Raw genomic sequence first — 16,054 nt, 5'->3', positions numbered from 1 at the left:
GCGTCAAAAGCCGGTTCGCTCGCGATAGCGGCGTACCGTATCACGAAGACGATCATTGACCGGCTTCGGGTTGAGCAGCGCATCGACGAATGCTTCGCTGTCACGAACCGAGAGCGACAGCTGATCATGTTCCTCGATAGCTCTCCGGGCGGCGTCCTGGACGCTGGTCAGCACGAAATCGGTGACGCACCGTCCTTGCAGGGCCGCCGCTCGCTCGATCAGGTTCTTTTGCTCGGCGGTGACACGGGCCTCCAATCGCTCTGCTCGGGTGCGTCTCCCACCAAGTCTGGATGCGGCGTCCGTCATGACCTTTTTCTCCTCGCCACAATGTACGGCCAATACAAGATCGGCGACATTGGATTGTTCCGCTGGCTACGCCAAACGCGGCACGCAACCTGGTCAAGATTGGGGTCGAGGGGTCAAATCCTTCGCCCGCTCAAAAAATCATCGTGTCAGATTGCGGCGGCGGCTTCGCGCTCGGCTACCTGCCGTTCAGCGGCTCCAGGGGGCGCTGCTGTTCCATCTGCTGAGCAAGCTCTACGAGCGGACCAGCGTCATCATCACGACGAATCTGAGCTTCGGCGAATGGGCCGCCGTCTCCGGCGACGCCAAGGTGACGCGACGCCAAGGTGACGACGACTCTGCTCGATCGCCTCACTCACCGCTGCCACATCCTCGAAACCGGGAACGACAGCTTCCGGTTTAAGAACAGCTCGGCGAAGGCGGACAAGCCAGCAAAGTAGAAGACCAAAACATGACGACCGACTGACCCGCAAGCCATCTTCAACCCGGGTCACTTCTCAATGGAAATCCTGGGTCAAATCTCGACGGAAATCGACAGCAATTGTAATGATAGACGTAAAAAGCCCGACGATGAGATCGTTAATAACTCGTCAATTGGACACCATCTATATGGTTTCAAAGGAGGGTCGCGTGGTCCCTTCAGTACGGTGGAAAAGGCCGATCCATGAAATGGACACAAGCGATTGTCGTCGGGTTGATCGTAACGATGGCCCCTACTCTGGCACGCGCCCAAGAGGAAGAGGAGGACCGCCGAAGAGACTATATGCATCGCCTTCACGAGGATTGCGAGCATGGCGACGAAGAAGCTTGCGCCCGCCTCGACGAGATGCGCGAGGAATGGCGCGAGCGACACCGCCGGCGCGAGTATGAAGAATGGCGCCGAAGCCAAGAAGGGCCGCGTGATTACGATGAAGACCAAAACAGGCGCCGCTTCGTTCCGCAGGCCGATCCCAAAGTCGCATTGTGTCTGGCGATCGAAACGAATTACAATAATTGCATGAGGCAGCACGGCGGGCGCCAGAACGAGTGCGCCGCCTGGGTCTACGAGCTGAAGGCGAACAAATGCTTCTGAGCGCCATCATGCCGGCAGTGTGATGATCGCCTGAAACCCATGAGGGCTGCGCGTCCCAAAGCGAATTTGTCCGCCATAGGCGTCGACGATGTCCGACGAGATCGAGAGCCCGAGCCCGGCGCCCTCGGTCTTTTGGTCGAGTCGAACGCCACGTTGTCCGAGCTCGACGAGCTTTTCGGGGGGAATTCCTAGGCCGTCGTCCCTCGACGAGGATCGACAACACGCGTTCGCGTTCCGCCGATACGTGGACTTCCGTGGCCGCCCATTTGACCGCATTTTCCAGGAGCGCGCCAAACAGCTCCGTGGCTTCTTCGACGCCCATGCCGATCGTCACATCCGCAGGAATGTCCAATCGCCAGGACAGAGCGCCGCCACGCGGCGTTCGCATGAACGCTCTCGTCAAGCTTTCCACCACGTTTCGAAGAGGCGTCGATTGGACAGGCGACCCAGCGAGCGACTGCAACCGCGCCCGCGACAGCTCTCGATTTATGTGACGCCGCATGCCGAACGCAAGCTCATGGAGCTCGTCGGCGATCTCATCTCGACCATCCTTCCGGAGCCGTTCCGCATCCGTCGCGAGAATGGCGAGAGGCGTCTTCAAGGCGTGCGCCAGATTGGCGGCGCGCGCCTTGGCGCTTTCGACCGCTTTCGCTTTCGCTTCTAGCAGGGAGTTCACTTCGGCCACCAGAGGCATGATCTCTTCGGGGCCATCGACTGTAATCGATTTCTTCTCTCCTGCTCGAACCGCGTTGACGTTCCGCCGGAGCGCCTCTAACGGCCTCAGGCCAACCGCGATCTGTCCCCATGACGACGCCAACAGAATGAGCGCCAGCACCGCGAGCGAAACAGCGACATCGCCAGCAAACTCCGTTCTCGCCTCGAGGATTTCATTCCGGTCGACGGCGGCGGTGATCCGCAAGCGCCGACTGCCTCCCTCCGTCGCGTAATTCACGCGGCGTTCCCCGAGAAATAGAGTCTCGCCATTCGGCCTGGGGAGGTCGTGATGGTGGGCGATTCCAGATTCGATCTCGTCATTCGGCAGATCGATGACGTGGTCCCATAGGGACCGCGACCGCAGTTTGACGCCGGCCCCATCCTCGACGATTTGCCAATAGAGACCACTGAGCGGCTGGTCGAAGCGTGGATCCGCGAGCGGTCTGCCGAGTTGCAGAGCTCCATCGGGACCCAATGACACATTCGCCGCCAATTGCCGAATGTAAGTGTCGAGCTCGACGCCGACGCGACGTATCACATATCGTTCGAACAATGCCACCAGCGCGACGCCCGCCAGAACCAGAGCAACGCAAAGAGAGAGGGATGCGGTGATCGACAACCTCAGCCGAAGCGATTTCGCCCTCATTTGCCGCCGCCGACAATGTAGCCGAATCCACGCCGCGTCTCGATGCGCTCCGAACCGACTTTTTTGTGCACGCGTCCGACCAAGACCTCGACCGCGTTCTCGGTCTTGTCGCTGTCATGGGAAAAAAGCTGATCCAACAACTCCGCATTCGGCACCACTCGGCCGGAGTGATGCATCAAATAGCTGAGCAGCCTGTATTCCTGCGGCGTGAGAGATACCAGCTTCCCGTTCAGGCTGACCCGCATCTGACGCGTGTCTAGATTCAGATCTCCTACTGTGACGATGGGCGCAAACAAGCCGGTGGATCGACGCACGATGGCTCGCAGTCGCGCCAGCAATTCTTCCATTCGGAAAGGCTTCGGCAAATAATCGTCGGCTCCCGAATTGATCCCGTCCACGCGCTCGAGCCAGCTGTCTCGAGACGTGAGTATGAGAATCGGCATGGAGCGTCCACCGCCTCGCCATTTCTTGAGAATCGAGAGGCCGTCCATGCTCGGTAGGCCCAGATCGAGGATGACCGCGGCGTTTGAACCAGGCTTCTTGGCCATCGGCTTCCCAATCGACCACATATCCCGCTTCGTTCAGCGATGCGCTCACGTTTCGCGCGATGCGCTCGTCGTCCTCCGCGAGCAGGACGCGCATCAGTCGCCTCTCCTGACGATTTTACCCGTTTGAGCATCGACGCGCGCTTCGATCATAGCGCTGCCGGGGCCGATGATTTTGATTTCGTATATCCAGGCGCCGCGGTCTCGCTCCAGCTCGACTCCGACGACGTCACCGCGAACGCTCTCCCGCACCCTGGCGAGTATCTTCTCGAGCGGCAGAATTTCGCCCCTTTCGAGCGCTGCTCGAGCCACGTCGTGATCTTCGCGCCGAAGGCGCTCCTCCACAGCGAAGGCGTCGCCAGCGCCCATGGCGACGGCCGTTCCCAGGAGCAGCGCGGCCGCACAGCTATGTCCGATTCCTCGTCCCATGAACCCTGTATCGCGCGAGATAGCTGACAAATCCCTGACAGGTCTCGACAGCGGATCGACAGGTCTCGTCCTGTAAGAACACGCCCCGTCGACGCAGATCTGCCCCTCCTCGACCCCGTGAGAAAATACGACAATGCGTCACACCTTCACAGCGCCAAGTCGAGACCGCGTAACGCACTCTGCGCCGACGGTGGAATTCCTCCCAGCGCCGCCACGGCTTTTGGGCGTCGAACCCGAAGGTCGACGCGAGACGCGAACACGGCAGCCCAAGAGCTGTTGAAACTGGCTTTGGCCTGCGATTGGCGTCCTCGAACGGAGTCCGAAATGACCCTTCCCGAAAAAATCCGTCTTTATCATGCCGCCCTGGCAGGGCTGGCGCTATCGGCTTATGTCAGCGGGGAACTCGGCCCCATTCACGAATGGCTCGGCTATGGCGTGACGTTCATCCTGATCGTCCGCATTATCTGGGGCGTCGTCGAGGCTCGCCAGCTCGGAATCTCTCGGTTTTTTCCGGGGTTCACGGAACTCGGCCACGTCCGCTGGTTCGATCACCCCGCGGTGAGCAAGCTTCTCCTCTCGGGAGTGGCTCTTGCGCTGGTCTCGACAGTCGTGACCGGAGTGTTGGCGGATCGCCCGCCTTCGTCTCCCCCCTCTCGCCGAGCAGAAACCACTTTTTCCTCAGCTTCGGAACGGCGCACGTCAAGCAATCACGACGTCGGGCCGTCGTCGATCGCGAACCGTGACCGCCGTGAAAGCAACAAAAACGAATCCTGGATCACCGAGGTCCACGAAGCGTCGGCGAAATTCCTGCTCGGCTTCGTCATCGCACACGCGAGCTACATGCTGTTGTTCAAACGTCGCCTCGCTGCGTTCATGCTGTTCTGCGCGGGTCGGCGGGCCAGAGCATGAACATCCCGCATCCACGGGCGACGACGCGCCGAGCCCCGCGCCCCAGGCAAGATCGCCCTCGTTTCTGTCGGTGTCGCGAGCGCATTCGTCGGCTCTCACTTTCCGCAGATCTCGGAACCTCTCCGTTACCTTCTTGCGCCGAAATCGCCCGTGATCGACGCCCAAAAGGCGTCGGACCCGGTCGACGGACTCATCAAATTGACGGAGGAGCAGTTCGCGGCGGCGGAATTCGCCATTCAACCAGTGCACGGCGGCGTCCTGACGAGACGCATCAACGTCCCTGCGCTTGCTTCGGCTGACACCGACCGAGTCGGGCATATCGCCGCTAAGGTGGTCGGCACGGTCGCCGAATTGCGCAAGAACATCGGAGACTGGGTGGAAAGCGGGGATCCGTTTCGAGTGCGATCGACGTGAACAACGGCAATGTCTGGGATCCGAGTTACGTCCAGAGCATTCAGGCCGGGCATTCTTTACCCCGTTCTGCGACGCTGAGCGTCGAGCAGCTGCTTTTCGACGGGTTCAGGGCGACCAATGCGACCCACGCCGCGGAAGCAGGCGTGTTCGCCGCTCGCCAGCGTCTGCGGTTCACGGAGCAACGCGTTCTGCTCGACGGCGTCATCGCCTATACGAATGTGTTGCGAGATACCGCTGTTCTCGGTCTCCATCGGAACAATGTGGCGGTGCTCGACGAGCAATTGCGCCAAACGAAGGAGCGCGCGGCCGCCGGCCAAGTCACTGTGACCGATATCGCACAAGCCGAGGCGCGGTTGGCCGCTGGTCGCTCACAGGCGGCGATCTCTCGCACAACGCTCGACACCAGTATCGCGACCTATAGGCAAGTGATCGGGAGTGAGCCGAAAGAGCTCGCCCCAGCGAGATCCGCCGATCGCTTATTGCCGAAGTCGCTCGCGGAGGCGGAGCGTGCGGCGCAGAGCGAGCATCCACTCGTTCTCGCCGCCGCGCGTGATGCCGATGTGGCCGATCTCGCTATCAGGATCGCTGAAGCGGAATTCTTGCCCAGCATCTCGATGGTCGCGAATGTCTTCACGCAGTCCGATGTCGATGGGCGGAGCAACCAAGCCGTCGGCGTGCAAGTGCTCGGTCGGCTGTCGGTTCCAATTTACGCAGGCGGTGCGACCTCCGCTCGGGTCCGTCAAGCGAAGGAGAGCGCCGGACAGAAACGGTTCGACGTGGATGTGACGCGCGCGGAGCTGACGGCGTCCATGCGTTCGAATTGGGGCGCTCTACAATCTGCATTAGCTCAGATCGTCGCGGCTCGCGCACAGATCGCAGCCGCGGAACGCGCTCTATTCGGCGTCCGGGAGGAGGCGAAGGCGGGCATGCGAGCCACGCTCGATATTCGCAACGCCCAGCGGGAATTGCTGAGCGCACGTATCGGACTCATTGTCGCCCAGAGGGATCGCGTTGTCGCTTCATATGCGGTTCTCGCGGCCGCGGGTCGACTGTCTGCGGGCTCCCTCGCTTTGAACGTCGAAGAACACGACCCCGGAACCCATTTCGGAGAAGTCAGCGACAAGTGGTCCGATCGCTTCCTACTCAATGGTCGGTAAATGCAATTCGGCGGACTGACAAGAGTCCGCGGCTCTAGATCGCGCCCTCGTCTCTCGACGAGGCATCCTATGCGATCGCCGTTGATCTGCTGTCATAATCGCCCCTTACTCGAAGCTGGCGCTGTCTCGGGAACTCGATCGATGCCTATAACGCCCCATGTTGAAAAGCACTTCACCGCCACGGAAATGGTCCGCGATATCGTGATCGGCATGGCGGACGGCTTGACCGTGCCCTTCGCTCTTGCCGCGGGCCTGTCGGCCGCGGTCGCAAACACCGACGTGATCGTGACAGCCGGTCTTGCCGAAATTGCCGCGGGCGCCATCGCAATGGGTCTCGGAGGCTTTCTGGCCGCACGGACCGACGCACAACACTATCTCTCGGAGGCGGCGCGGGAAGGTCGAGAGATCGACCTCATGCGCGACCATGAAATTCACGAGATCGAGCAGCTTCTCCAAGGATACGGCCTGACCGGCGATCCGCTGAAATCGCTTGTCGCCGCCATATCAGCCGACAAGGAACGGTGGATCGATTTCATGATGCGCTTCGAGGTCGGGCTGGAGAAGCCTGATCCGCGACGAGCGCTGGCGAGCGCGCTGACCATTGGACTCGCCTATGTTGTTGGCGGGCTCACGCCACTCATTCCCTACATGACGACAGACAGCGTCGAAACCGCGCTTCTAAGGTCCGTTCTCGCCACAGGTGTGGCGTTGCTGGCGTTCGGCGCGGCGAAAGGGCATTTCACCGGCGTCGATCGAGTGCGCGCTGCAATTCAGACACTGGCCGTGGGGGGACTTGCCGCCTCGGCGGCCTTCGGTCTGGCTCGCGCATTCGGGTAACGAGAGCCGGCGCTCTTGGTTCGGCCGCCAGCATCGTCCCATACAATGTCGCATTGGGCCTGCTATTGCGGCAAGGCTCGAGAAGGAAAGGCGCGTTGGAAACCGGACGGTCCGGCGCGGGCGTCTTTGATCGCAGCTCCGAAAAGCGGGGCGGGTGACGCGACGGTCGGAACCACCCGCATGGCGGCAGCGATTGTTTCCCACGTCGTAATCGTGAGCGAAGGGTCAGTAAACGCCGGGGATCAGCCTCGCGGTGCGGCCCGCATATTCCTTGTATGATGGGAATGCTTCTGCCAGCACGCGCTCCTCGAAATTCATGCGCGGAAATTGAATAGCGATCGAAAGCAGCGTCAAACACAGCGCCCACGGCTGCTGATATCGAAACATGATGCCGATCAGAGCCAATAATTCTCCAGCATAGAGCGGATGACGCACGAGCCTATACGGTCCTTCTGTCACCAGAGCGCGAGCTTGCGGAAGAATGCTGAAACTGCGGCCGAGCCAAATTGTAGCCGCGATGGAGACGAGCGTTCCGAGGAGGACCAGGCCGACGGAAACCGCCTTCGTCGAAGGCGACAAATCGACTGCCGGAACAGCGACGATAAAGCTCGGCAAGAGAAAGCCGGCGGCTCCAGCCAATTTCGGCAGAACGCCTTTCGCGGTCCGCAGAGACGGAGGCCGCAGCAAAATCGCGAGCATTATGAGACAGAGAAGCACGATATTGGCCGCGAGAGAGACATTCACGAGAAGTCCTTCGGACGAGCCCATCATCTGAGACGAGCCATAAACTCCGAGGGAGAACCATGCGACCACGGGGCTCGCAAAAATGAGATCGAGCAACTTCGCTTTCAGGTATGATCGCCTCATTCGACCTTCCGTCATCGGTTCGAAACATGTCGCGGTCCGGCGAACGCCCCGCTGTCTCGGCTTAGCCGATCGATCCGCGCTTGTCGACGCGACCGGACGCGAGCCTCGAACATCCTCCGAGCGCGCTCCTTCGGCTACTCGCTTCACCGATTGGTAATGGCGGTCGCGCTATCCTGCGATTTGTGCTTGACAACCACAGTTTCGGGAACGATATCGCCGTCGGATGGCTGGGCTTCGCCCCCGCCGTCGACTCCGACAACCCAAGAAAGAAACATGGGCAGTAGCCGCTTCGGCGCCGCGCCCGCAGCCTCGTCTGCGCTCGCGACGCCACTCGACATCGAAACCATCCGCGGTCTCGGAGACCGCGTGAGAGGCGTCGCGAGGGCCTAGAGGCTCCTGCCTGCCGCTCATGCTCCGGGCCGTGGATCACAACGGCCAAGAAGGAGATGAGCGATGAACAAGCTCACCGCAATCGCATTCGCGCGCCCGTTCGCTCGGAGCGCGCCTTCGTTCCGCGCCGAGGCGCAGATCGTCGCGTTTCGCCGTCGCGCGCGGCGGGCGCCGCTTTGCGTCTGGACGCTCGACGCCGCCTCGGGACGTCTTCTGTGCGTGTGGACCGACGAGGCGGAGGCCGACGCTCGCCTCACGCAGGACAATGGCGAGCCGCCCCCTTCGCGCCTCGCCGGCTGATCGGAGAGATCGAATGAACCCCGGCCCAACCAGGCCCGCCGGCGAGCGCGAGCTCCGTCCGGCGGGCGCGTCGAAATCCATCCCGATCCGAATTTGCCCGGGCGCGAGAGCGCGGGCGCTCCAGAGGGCGTGAGCTCTCGCGAGGGCTCGCCTGCCGCCGGAGAAGAGGCGAGCCATGACGCTGCATTTCAATCCGACTGAAACCACCGAAAGCGCCGTTCTCGACGAGGCCCATATCGGCCATATTCGTGGCGCGCTAGGCACGATCCATCATGCCGATCACGGTCCGCGCATCGGCTTCAAGCGCCGCCTCCAGACGCTTCTCGCGATTGTCGGTCCTGGTCTCATCGTCATGGTGGGCGACAATGACGCGGGCGCCTTCGGGACCTACACTCAGGCGGGCCAGAACTACGGCACGAGCCTGCTGTGGACGCTGCTGCTGCTCGTTCCCGTGCTCTACGTCAATCAGGAGATGGTGTTGCGGCTCGGCGCCGTCACCGGCGTCGGACACGCCCGGCTCATCGTTGAGCGTTTCGGCAAATTCTGGGGCGCCTTCAGCGTCATCGATCTGTTTCTGCTCAACGCGCTGACCATCGTCACCGAATTCATCGGAATATCTCTCGCGCTCTCCTATCTCGGCGTCTCGCGGGAGCTCGGCGTGGCGCTGTCGGCCGTCGTCATCATGGCGGCTGTCGGCACGGGCGACTTCCGTCGCTTCGAGCGCTTCGCTCTGGCGCTCTGCGCAGGCAGTCTCGTTCTCATTCCGATCTTCGTGATGATTCATCCGCCGATAGCGGAGGTCGCACGCGATATGTTCCTCGTGCAGCTGCCCAAGGATGGCAAACTCAGCGATGTCATGCTGCTCATCATAGCGATCGTCGGCACGACCATCGCGCCCTGGCAGCTCTTCTTCCAGCAGAGCTATGTGATCGACAAGCGCATCACGCCGCGTTTCATTCGCTATGAGCGCATCGACCTCTGGCTCGGCATAGCGCTCGTCGTCATCGGCGCGGCGGCGATGATGGCCTTCACGGCGGCGGCCTTCGCCGGACGTCCCGAAGCTGGAAACTTCACCGACGCCGGCGCCGTAGCGGAGGGCTTGGGCCGATATGCCGGGCGCTTGCCGGGCATATTATTCGCTCTGGCGCTGATCGACGCGAGCGTCATCGGCGCCGCGGCGGTGTCGCTGTCCACGGCCTATGCGCTCGGCGACGTGCTGTCGTTGAAGCATTCGCTACATCGCAAGCCGTCCGACGCCAAGGGCTTCTACGGCGTTTATTTCGCGCTCATCGTCGTTTCGGCGGGCCTCGTGCTGACGCCGGGCGCGCCGCTCGGCCTGCTGACCAACGCCGTGCAGACGCTAGCCGGCGTCCTGCTACCGAGCGCGACCGTGTTTCTGCTGCTTCTCTGCAATGACGAGGCGGTTCTCGGCCCCTGGGTCAATGGCTGGGGCATGAATCTGTTCACAGGCGTGATCGTCGCGGTCCTAGTGATGTTGTCGATCATTTTGACCGCTTCCGTCTTGTTCCCGGAGCAGACAAACGAGACCGTCATTCTGTCGATCCTCGGCGGCGGCTCGATTGCAACTGCGGCCATCGCCGTCGCGACGGGCGCTCTCCGCACGAGGCGGCGCACGGCGCGGGGCGCTATCGGCCGTCACGCCCGCGACAGCTGGCGCATGCCGCCGCTACATGCGCTGCCGCCGGCGAAGCTCTCGATGACGAGCCGCATATGGATGAGCGTGCTACGCTGCTATCTACTGCTCGCGGGAGGCCTCGTTCTCGCGCGGATCGTCGCGCTCGCAGTGACTCACTGAATGCACGCGCCAAACATGAAAGCAAAAGCCATCTCCTATGCGCTGCTCTCGGCGGCTCTGTTCGGGGTCTCGACGCCAGCCGCCAAGCTGCTCCTCGCGGATATAGATCAGCGCATCCTCGCCGGCCTGCTCTATAGCGGCGCCGGCGTCGGAGTCGCCCTGCTGCGCCGTCTCCCGCTTCGGCTCGGCTTCGCGATCCGCGCAGAAGAGGCGACGCTTACTGGATCGGATTGGCCGTGGATGGGAGCGGCGACGCTGGCGGGCGGCGTCGCCGGCCCATTGCTGCTGATGTTCGGCCTCGCCCATGCGGAAGCCGCGACGGCCTCATTGCTGCTCACGCTCGAGGGCGTCTTCACTGCGGCCATCGCATGGTTCGTGTTTCGCGAGCCTTTCGATCGTCGCATCGCCCTCGGCATGGCTTTCATCGTCGCAGGATCGCTCTGCCTCGCCTGGTCGGGAGCGCCGAGCCTTTCTGGAGCGCTCGGGCCTCTCGCGATTGCCGCGGCCTGCCTCGCCTGGGCCGTCGACAATAACCTCACACGCAGAGTCTCGCTCTCCGATCCGCTGCAAATCGTCGAGATCAAGGGAATCGTCGCCGGCTCGGTCAATCTCGGAATTGGGCTATTCGCCGGCGCTCGCATGCCCGCCATCCCGCTGATCGGCGCCGCGAGCGTCGTCGGCTTCCTCGGCTATGGCGTCAGCCTGGCGCTGTTCGTGCTGGCTCTCCGCCATCTCGGCACGGCGCGCACCGGCGCCTATTTCTCCACTGCGCCCTTCCTCGGCGCGGCCGTCTCCGTCGTGGCGCTGCGCGAGCCTTTGACCCTGCAGCTCGTCGCCGGAGCGGCGCTGATGGCCGCGGGCGTCTGGCTGCATCTGACCGAACGCCATGAGCACGAGCATTCGCACGAAGCCGTCGAACATTCGCATTCGCATGTTCACGACGAGCATCATCGGCACGGAGACCACTCCGATCATGAGAACGGCCAGCCGCACACACATTGGCACGCGCATGAGCCGCTGCTGCACGCGCATCCTCATATGCCCGACACGCATCACCGACACGATCATTGATCGAAGACCGAACGTCTGCACCTCCCCTCCCGCGCCGAGGGCATCGAGAGCGGAACGAGGATGAGTCCGACGGCAAAAGGGCGGATCTGGCGCCGAGCACTGATTCTGCTCGCCTCCACCGCTCTCGCGGCGGGGCTTTGCGCAGCTTTTTTCAGCCACCAAGATCTAGCCAAATGGATTTGGGCGGCGGGAACGGTTCCGGTCGCCGCGAGCCTCGCTGTCTCGATCGCGCGCGATCTGCTCGCTGGACGCGCCGGCGTCGACGTGATCGCGCTTCTCTCCATGTCGGCGGCGCTGGCGCTCGGCGAAGCTTTGGCGGCAGTGATCGTAGCGGTGATGTATGCCGGCGGCAGCGTCATCGAAGATATCGCGGTCGGTCGCGCCGAACGCGACCTGAAAGCGCTGATCGATCGCGCGCCGCGCACCGCTCATCGACGGATCGACGATCGGATCGAGGACATACCGATCGACGATGTCGCGGTCGGGGATCTATTGCTGGTTCGGGCCGGCGAGGTCGTGCCGACGGATGGCCTGATCGTCGAACCGAATGCGCTGCTCGATGAGTCCGCGGTGACCGGCGAGCCGCTTCCTGTCGCGAGACGCAGGGGAGAAGCAGCCTCGAGCGGAACAGTCAACGCCGGCGAGACATTCGAAATGCGGGCGAGCGCCGCGTCGGGCGACAGCACCTACGCCGGAATCGTCGAGCTCGCGACCGCCGCGCAGACAGCGAAAGCTCCTTTCATCAGAATGGCGGATCGCTATGCGCTGCTGTTCTTGCCCGTGGCCCTGCTGGCCGCAGGAGCCGCCTGGGCGCTTTCGCAGGATCCTATTCGCGGATTGGCGGTGCTGGTCGCCGCCACGCCCTGCCCGTTGATTCTCGCGGCGCCGGCCGCATTCGTCGCGGGCGCGTCGCGGGCGGCGCGACGCGGCATCCTGATTAAAGGCGGCGGACCGCTCGAGGCGCTTGCTCGGACGCATACGGTGATGTTCGACAAGACCGGCACGCTCACGGTCGGCGGCGCGCGGCTCGTCGCGATAGAGACGGGTCCGGATCGAGACGCGAACGAAGCCCTGCGGCTCGCCGCATCGCTCGAGCAAGCGTCCCATCATGTCGTCGCCGCCGCCATCGTCGCCGCGGCGTCGGAGAGAGGCCTCTCTCTGCACATTCCCACCGATGTCCGCGAGACATTCGGAACCGGGATCGAGGGAAAGGTCGACGGGCGCGACATGCGCGTCGGCGCGCTGCAATTCGTGCAGGGCGATGAAGGCCTCGAGGATTGGGCCGCACGCGCCGCTCGCCGCGCCTCCTGGCGCTCCGCGCTCACGGTCTTCATCTCGTCGAACGGGCGCCTCATCGCAGTCCTCCTTCTCGCCGACGAGCTCCGGCGCGAGACGCCGCGCGCGATCCAGGCGCTACGCGATGCGGGCGTCGGTCGAATCGTCATGGTCACAGGCGATCGCGCCGACGCCGCCGAAACGATCGGCGCGGCGCTCGATCTCGATGCGGTGCTCGCCGACAGAATCCCTTCCGACAAGGTCGACGCCGTCGCCATCGAGCGACGCCTGCATCCGACGCTGATGGTCGGCGACGGAATCAATGACGCCCCTGCCCTCGCCGCAGCGAATGTCGGCGTCGCCATGGGCGCGCGCGGCGCGAGCGCCTCCTCCGAGGCGGCGGATGTCGTCATTCTCGTCGATCGGCTGGACCGCGTCTCGGAGGCGGTGGCGATCGCGCGCCGGACCCGCCTCATCGCCCTGCAGAGCATCATCGCCGGAATGACTCTGTCCTTCGCGACGATGGGAGCGGCGGCCTTCGGTTGGATCGGCCCGGTGGGCGGCGCGCTGATACAAGAGGCGATCGACATCGCCGTCATCCTGAACGCTCTGCGGGCGCTCGGCGGCGGATCGACCTTCCTTCGGCGCCCTCTGCCGGAGACAGCGACACGGGCGTTGCGCGAAGACCACGAGAAGATCGAGCAGAGCCTCGATCGCTTGCGGCAGATCGCCGATGCGTTGGACGCGGCGTCTCCGCGACGCGCGTGCGAATATATAGACGAAGCCGATCGTCTGGTCGCGGACGTCATATTGGCGCACGAGCGCGACGACGAGAGCGAAATTTATCCGCGCATCTCGCATTATCTTCCGAGCGGGCAAGGACTCGGCGCCATGAGCCGAGCGCACCGAGAGATTCGCCATCAGGCGCGACTGCTGGCGCGCCTCGCCGAGGGGCAACGCTCGCACGAGCCCGACAAATATCTGATCCGGGACGCGCAACGGATCATCGAAGCGATCGAGACGCTCGTCCGAGTCCATAATGCTCAGGAGGAGGACGTCTATGAGCAGGCCGCGTCGGAATTCAGCGGAAGCGGATCGCTCCGAGAGCCGCAGACGCGCAAATCCGAAGCGGCGTCGGCTTTCGATCGCGCCATAAGCGCGGCGTCTGGCGCACAGCGCCTTCGACGAACGGCTTTCGCGACGCTGGCGGCTCTCGCGGTCCTTCTGGGATGCGGATGGCTCTATTTCCGATGGGAGCGCAATGCGCCGCGAGACGGCGTGACGGCGACGGGCGTCATCGAGGCGGCGAGCGCCACGCCGATCTCCACACGCCTATCGGGGACCATCCGAGCGGTTTATTGTGACGTCGGGACAAAGGTGACGGCAGGCCAGGTTTGCGCCGAGATCGATCCGCAGCCTTACCGCGCCGCCGTCGAGCAAGCAAAAGCCGATCTCGCTCTCGCCGACGCCCGCCTCGAAACAGCCAGAGCGGCCCTCGCCCGGATGGAAAAGCGGCTCGAGCGCCAACGAGCCGAGGCGGATCACGGGGCTCTGTCGAAAAAAACGCTCGCCCAATCCGAGATCGCTCTTTCCCGCGCGCGAGCGCGGGCGGATCAGGAAGAGGCGTTGCGCACGCTGCGCCGAGATCGCGTGAGCGAAGCCGCGGAGCATTTGGCGCAAACCGCCGTGGCCGTGCCGGTCGACGGGACGGTGATCGCGCGCGAAGTGAAAGTGGGCCTTACGATCGAGGAGCGCGACGCGCCTGCCCGGCTATTCCAAGTCGCGACCGATCTTAGCGTCGTCGAGATCGTCGTCACGATACATTCGAGCGAGCTGAGGCAACCGAGGATCGGCAGTCAGGTCGCTTTCAGAGTGCTTTCTCTGCCAGGGCGCGCATTCTCGGGAATCGTCGAGCAAGTTTCACGTTCGACCCCGGATGCCGACCACGCTTCGACGTATCGTGTCGTCATAGAGGCGTTCAATCCCGATCTGCTGCTGCGACCGGGCATGGTCGCGACCCTCACGATCCACGATTTCGTCGCCGTAATGACGCCCAGGTAATTGTGTATCGTCGACTGCTCGGATGCGCCCGCGTTCCGCCGGAATCATTAGACTTCCGACGCCGCCGTCTAGAACGCCGCGGCAATTCGAGCAGAGCGCGCTGCCGGAGCGGCCTCCGAACGAAAGGAAATCCTCATGAAAAAAATCAAGTTCCGGATGAACGGCGACGATCTCGCGCCCCGCCGCACGCGCATGGAAATCCCCGGCTGGGCAGGGCAGCCGGAGAAGCGCACGGATGGCTCGCATGAACACGCTTGGCACTGCGTGCCGTTTTCCGAATACGCTAAATATGGCGTCGAAATTTTCTACCCCTACGAGAACGAGCTGCACGTCTCGAAGAAGGACGGCCGACTGATGCTCGACGGCGACTTCGGCGCCCCGCCGAGTCCTGGCCGCAGCTGGCCGCCCTTTCGTGATTTTGGGGGCAGCTTCTACACCTACCAGCTCCTGCTCGATCTCAAGCCAGAAGCCGGCTATGCGATCAAGGTCGAGACTCATCCGAGCTTTTATACCGACAGCGCCGGCGCCGCGCCGATCGCAGTGCCGGCGATCATCCGCGAATGGTGGCCGATGATCTATTTCCTCGTTTTCAAATCGCCGATGGAAGGACAAACGCATATCTTCCGGACCGGCACGCCGATGGCTCAGTTCACCATGATTCCGGCGGAAAGTGATATCGAGCTCGAGCCGATGAGCTTCGACGAGGCGGCCGAACGCGAATTGCAAGCGCGACGCGTCTACGCGAGCCGTGAAACGCTCGGCGTCGACTCGCAATGGCTATCGACGAGCGACACGGTTTTCGACGGCACCTATCGCCGCATGCATGGCGCAGCACATTCGGCCGAAGAGAAGCAGAAAAAGCCGCGTCGTGAATGACGGTGCGGCTTGTGTTCTCACCAGCGCCCATCATTCCAGTGGTGATGATGATGGTGGTGGTGGTGGTGATAGCGCGGCGGGCCGTAGTAGCCCCAGCCGCCCCAACCCCAGCCATGATGATGGTGGTGATGGTGGTGATGGTGGTGGCGCCACCGTCGGTACGGATAGTAGGTGTAGCCGTAACCGTCGTAGTAAGGATTGCCATAATATTGCGCCGTCTGGATGCGCGGCTCGGATTGTACGGCCTTCCGCGCCTCGGCCTCCCGCAGGAGCGCCGCCGCATTCGGTATCGGTTGCAGAAGCTCCGCATAGGAGCGGGGTGACATCACTTGATCGAGCGTTCTCGCGTCGGCCGCGGGCGCCGCGGTGAGT

Annotated in this window: 15 protein-coding genes and 3 pseudogenes; 13 read left to right on the top strand and 5 right to left on the bottom strand. The window is 63.0% G+C overall.

Translation table 11 applies throughout. The features are described from left to right. Positions 1–3: 3 nt before the first annotated feature. Positions 4–306: a DUF1778 domain-containing protein gene (locus EDE12_RS08385; RefSeq protein ID WP_026598049.1), complete on the bottom strand. Its 303-nt coding sequence runs from the start codon at positions 304–306 to the stop codon at positions 4–6. 170 nt (positions 307–476) lie between these two features. Between EDE12_RS08385 and EDE12_RS08380 the strand changes: the two are divergent. The 3 genes and pseudogenes from EDE12_RS08380 to EDE12_RS22210 all read left to right on the top strand — a co-directional run. After that, positions 477–743: pseudogene (locus EDE12_RS08380) on the top strand (ATP-binding protein); the annotation flags it as partial. Positions 744–967: 224 nt separating this feature from the next. After that, on the top strand, positions 968–1,375 hold the full coding sequence (locus EDE12_RS08375; protein ID WP_134188039.1) for a hypothetical protein: 408 nt from the start codon (positions 968–970) through the stop codon (positions 1,373–1,375). 88 nt (positions 1,376–1,463) lie between these two features. Then, positions 1,464–2,039, top strand: a complete 576-nt coding sequence (locus EDE12_RS22210) for a hypothetical protein (protein WP_245267241.1) — start codon at positions 1,464–1,466, stop codon at positions 2,037–2,039. Positions 2,040–2,731: 692 nt separating this feature from the next. Here the strand turns inward: EDE12_RS22210 and EDE12_RS08360 are convergent. Beyond that, positions 2,732–3,377 (bottom strand): annotated as a pseudogene (locus EDE12_RS08360) (response regulator transcription factor). Further along, the gene (locus EDE12_RS08355) at positions 3,377–3,649 is read right to left on the bottom strand and encodes a PepSY domain-containing protein (RefSeq protein ID WP_245267240.1); all 273 of its coding nucleotides are present in this window, start codon (positions 3,647–3,649) and stop codon (positions 3,377–3,379) included. Before EDE12_RS08355 ends, EDE12_RS08360 begins: the two are co-directional and overlap by 1 nt. 384 nt (positions 3,650–4,033) lie before the next feature. Between EDE12_RS08355 and EDE12_RS08350 the strand changes: the two genes are divergently transcribed. From EDE12_RS08350 to EDE12_RS08335, 4 genes are all read left to right on the top strand, one after another. Beyond that, a complete protein-coding gene (locus EDE12_RS08350) occupies positions 4,034–4,618 on the top strand; it encodes a cytochrome b/b6 domain-containing protein (RefSeq protein WP_024879268.1) in 585 nt (194 codons plus the stop codon). A 150-nt stretch (positions 4,619–4,768) separates the two neighbouring features. Continuing rightward, entirely contained in the window at positions 4,769–5,032 is a 264-nt protein-coding gene (locus EDE12_RS08345) for a hypothetical protein (RefSeq protein ID WP_024879267.1), read from the top strand. Beyond that, complete coding sequence (locus tag EDE12_RS08340; protein WP_051592361.1) at positions 5,029–6,189, top strand: TolC family outer membrane protein; 1,161 nt, start codon at positions 5,029–5,031, stop codon at positions 6,187–6,189. The genes EDE12_RS08345 and EDE12_RS08340 overlap by 4 nt, the downstream gene beginning before the upstream one ends. Positions 6,190–6,330: 141 nt before the next feature. After that, positions 6,331–7,026, top strand: a complete 696-nt coding sequence (locus EDE12_RS08335) for a VIT1/CCC1 transporter family protein (RefSeq protein ID WP_026598048.1) — start codon at positions 6,331–6,333, stop codon at positions 7,024–7,026. A 225-nt stretch (positions 7,027–7,251) separates the two neighbouring features. Here EDE12_RS08335 and EDE12_RS21815 read toward each other — a convergent pair whose 3' ends face one another. Further along, the gene (locus EDE12_RS21815; protein ID WP_166671841.1) at positions 7,252–7,665 is read right to left on the bottom strand and encodes an isoprenylcysteine carboxylmethyltransferase family protein; all 414 of its coding nucleotides are present in this window, start codon (positions 7,663–7,665) and stop codon (positions 7,252–7,254) included. Positions 7,666–8,346: 681 nt separating this feature from the next. Between EDE12_RS21815 and EDE12_RS08325 the strand changes: the two genes are divergently transcribed. The 6 genes and pseudogenes from EDE12_RS08325 (at position 8,347) to EDE12_RS08305 (ending at position 15,682) form a co-directional block, all read left to right on the top strand. After that, positions 8,347–8,583 (top strand): hypothetical protein, encoded by a 237-nt coding sequence (locus EDE12_RS08325; protein ID WP_024879262.1) that lies wholly within the window; start codon positions 8,347–8,349, stop codon positions 8,581–8,583. 175 nt (positions 8,584–8,758) lie between these two features. Beyond that, entirely contained in the window at positions 8,759–10,399 is a 1,641-nt protein-coding gene (locus EDE12_RS08320) for an NRAMP family divalent metal transporter (protein WP_026598047.1), read from the top strand. 15 nt (positions 10,400–10,414) lie between these two features. Beyond that, the gene (locus tag EDE12_RS08315; protein WP_026598046.1) at positions 10,415–11,470 is read left to right on the top strand and encodes a DMT family transporter; all 1,056 of its coding nucleotides are present in this window, start codon (positions 10,415–10,417) and stop codon (positions 11,468–11,470) included. A gap of 60 nt (positions 11,471–11,530) precedes the next feature. Continuing rightward, positions 11,531–13,822, top strand: a pseudogene (locus tag EDE12_RS08310) (heavy metal translocating P-type ATPase); the annotation flags it as partial. A gap of 201 nt (positions 13,823–14,023) precedes the next feature. Next, positions 14,024–14,806, top strand: a complete 783-nt coding sequence (locus EDE12_RS22205; RefSeq protein WP_245275720.1) for an efflux RND transporter periplasmic adaptor subunit — start codon at positions 14,024–14,026, stop codon at positions 14,804–14,806. A 135-nt stretch (positions 14,807–14,941) separates the two neighbouring features. Next, a complete protein-coding gene (locus EDE12_RS08305) occupies positions 14,942–15,682 on the top strand; it encodes a hypothetical protein (protein WP_026598045.1) in 741 nt (246 codons plus the stop codon). Between the two features lie 17 nt (positions 15,683–15,699). On the opposite strand, the gene EDE12_RS08300 is transcribed toward EDE12_RS08305, so the two are convergent. Next, a complete protein-coding gene (locus EDE12_RS08300) occupies positions 15,700–16,011 on the bottom strand; it encodes a hypothetical protein (protein ID WP_348630678.1) in 312 nt (103 codons plus the stop codon). Positions 16,012–16,054: the final 43 nt, after the last annotated feature.

It is taken from the genome of Methylosinus sp. sav-2 (assembly GCF_004366495.1).
GTDB lineage: Bacteria > Pseudomonadota > Alphaproteobacteria > Rhizobiales > Beijerinckiaceae > Methylosinus.
This window is presented reverse-complemented; position numbering and strand designations above follow the sequence as displayed.

What these genes read in the sequence shown, in the direction of transcription:
- EDE12_RS08385 (WP_026598049.1), bottom strand. Translation starts at nt 306, where the DNA reads ATGACGGACGCCGCATCCAGACTTGGTGGGAGACGCACCCGAGCAGAG.
- EDE12_RS08375 (WP_134188039.1), top strand. Translation starts at nt 968, where the DNA reads ATGAAATGGACACAAGCGATTGTCGTCGGGTTGATCGTAACGATGGCC.
- EDE12_RS22210 (WP_245267241.1), top strand. Translation starts at nt 1,464, where the DNA reads ATGTCCGACGAGATCGAGAGCCCGAGCCCGGCGCCCTCGGTCTTTTGG.
- EDE12_RS08355 (WP_245267240.1), bottom strand. Translation starts at nt 3,649, where the DNA reads ATGGGCGCTGGCGACGCCTTCGCTGTGGAGGAGCGCCTTCGGCGCGAA.
- EDE12_RS08350 (WP_024879268.1), top strand. Translation starts at nt 4,034, where the DNA reads ATGACCCTTCCCGAAAAAATCCGTCTTTATCATGCCGCCCTGGCAGGG.
- EDE12_RS08335 (WP_026598048.1), top strand. Translation starts at nt 6,331, where the DNA reads ATGCCTATAACGCCCCATGTTGAAAAGCACTTCACCGCCACGGAAATG.
- EDE12_RS08325 (WP_024879262.1), top strand. Translation starts at nt 8,347, where the DNA reads ATGAACAAGCTCACCGCAATCGCATTCGCGCGCCCGTTCGCTCGGAGC.
- EDE12_RS08320 (WP_026598047.1), top strand. Translation starts at nt 8,759, where the DNA reads ATGACGCTGCATTTCAATCCGACTGAAACCACCGAAAGCGCCGTTCTC.
- EDE12_RS08315 (WP_026598046.1), top strand. Translation starts at nt 10,415, where the DNA reads ATGAAAGCAAAAGCCATCTCCTATGCGCTGCTCTCGGCGGCTCTGTTC.
- EDE12_RS08305 (WP_026598045.1), top strand. Translation starts at nt 14,942, where the DNA reads ATGAAAAAAATCAAGTTCCGGATGAACGGCGACGATCTCGCGCCCCGC.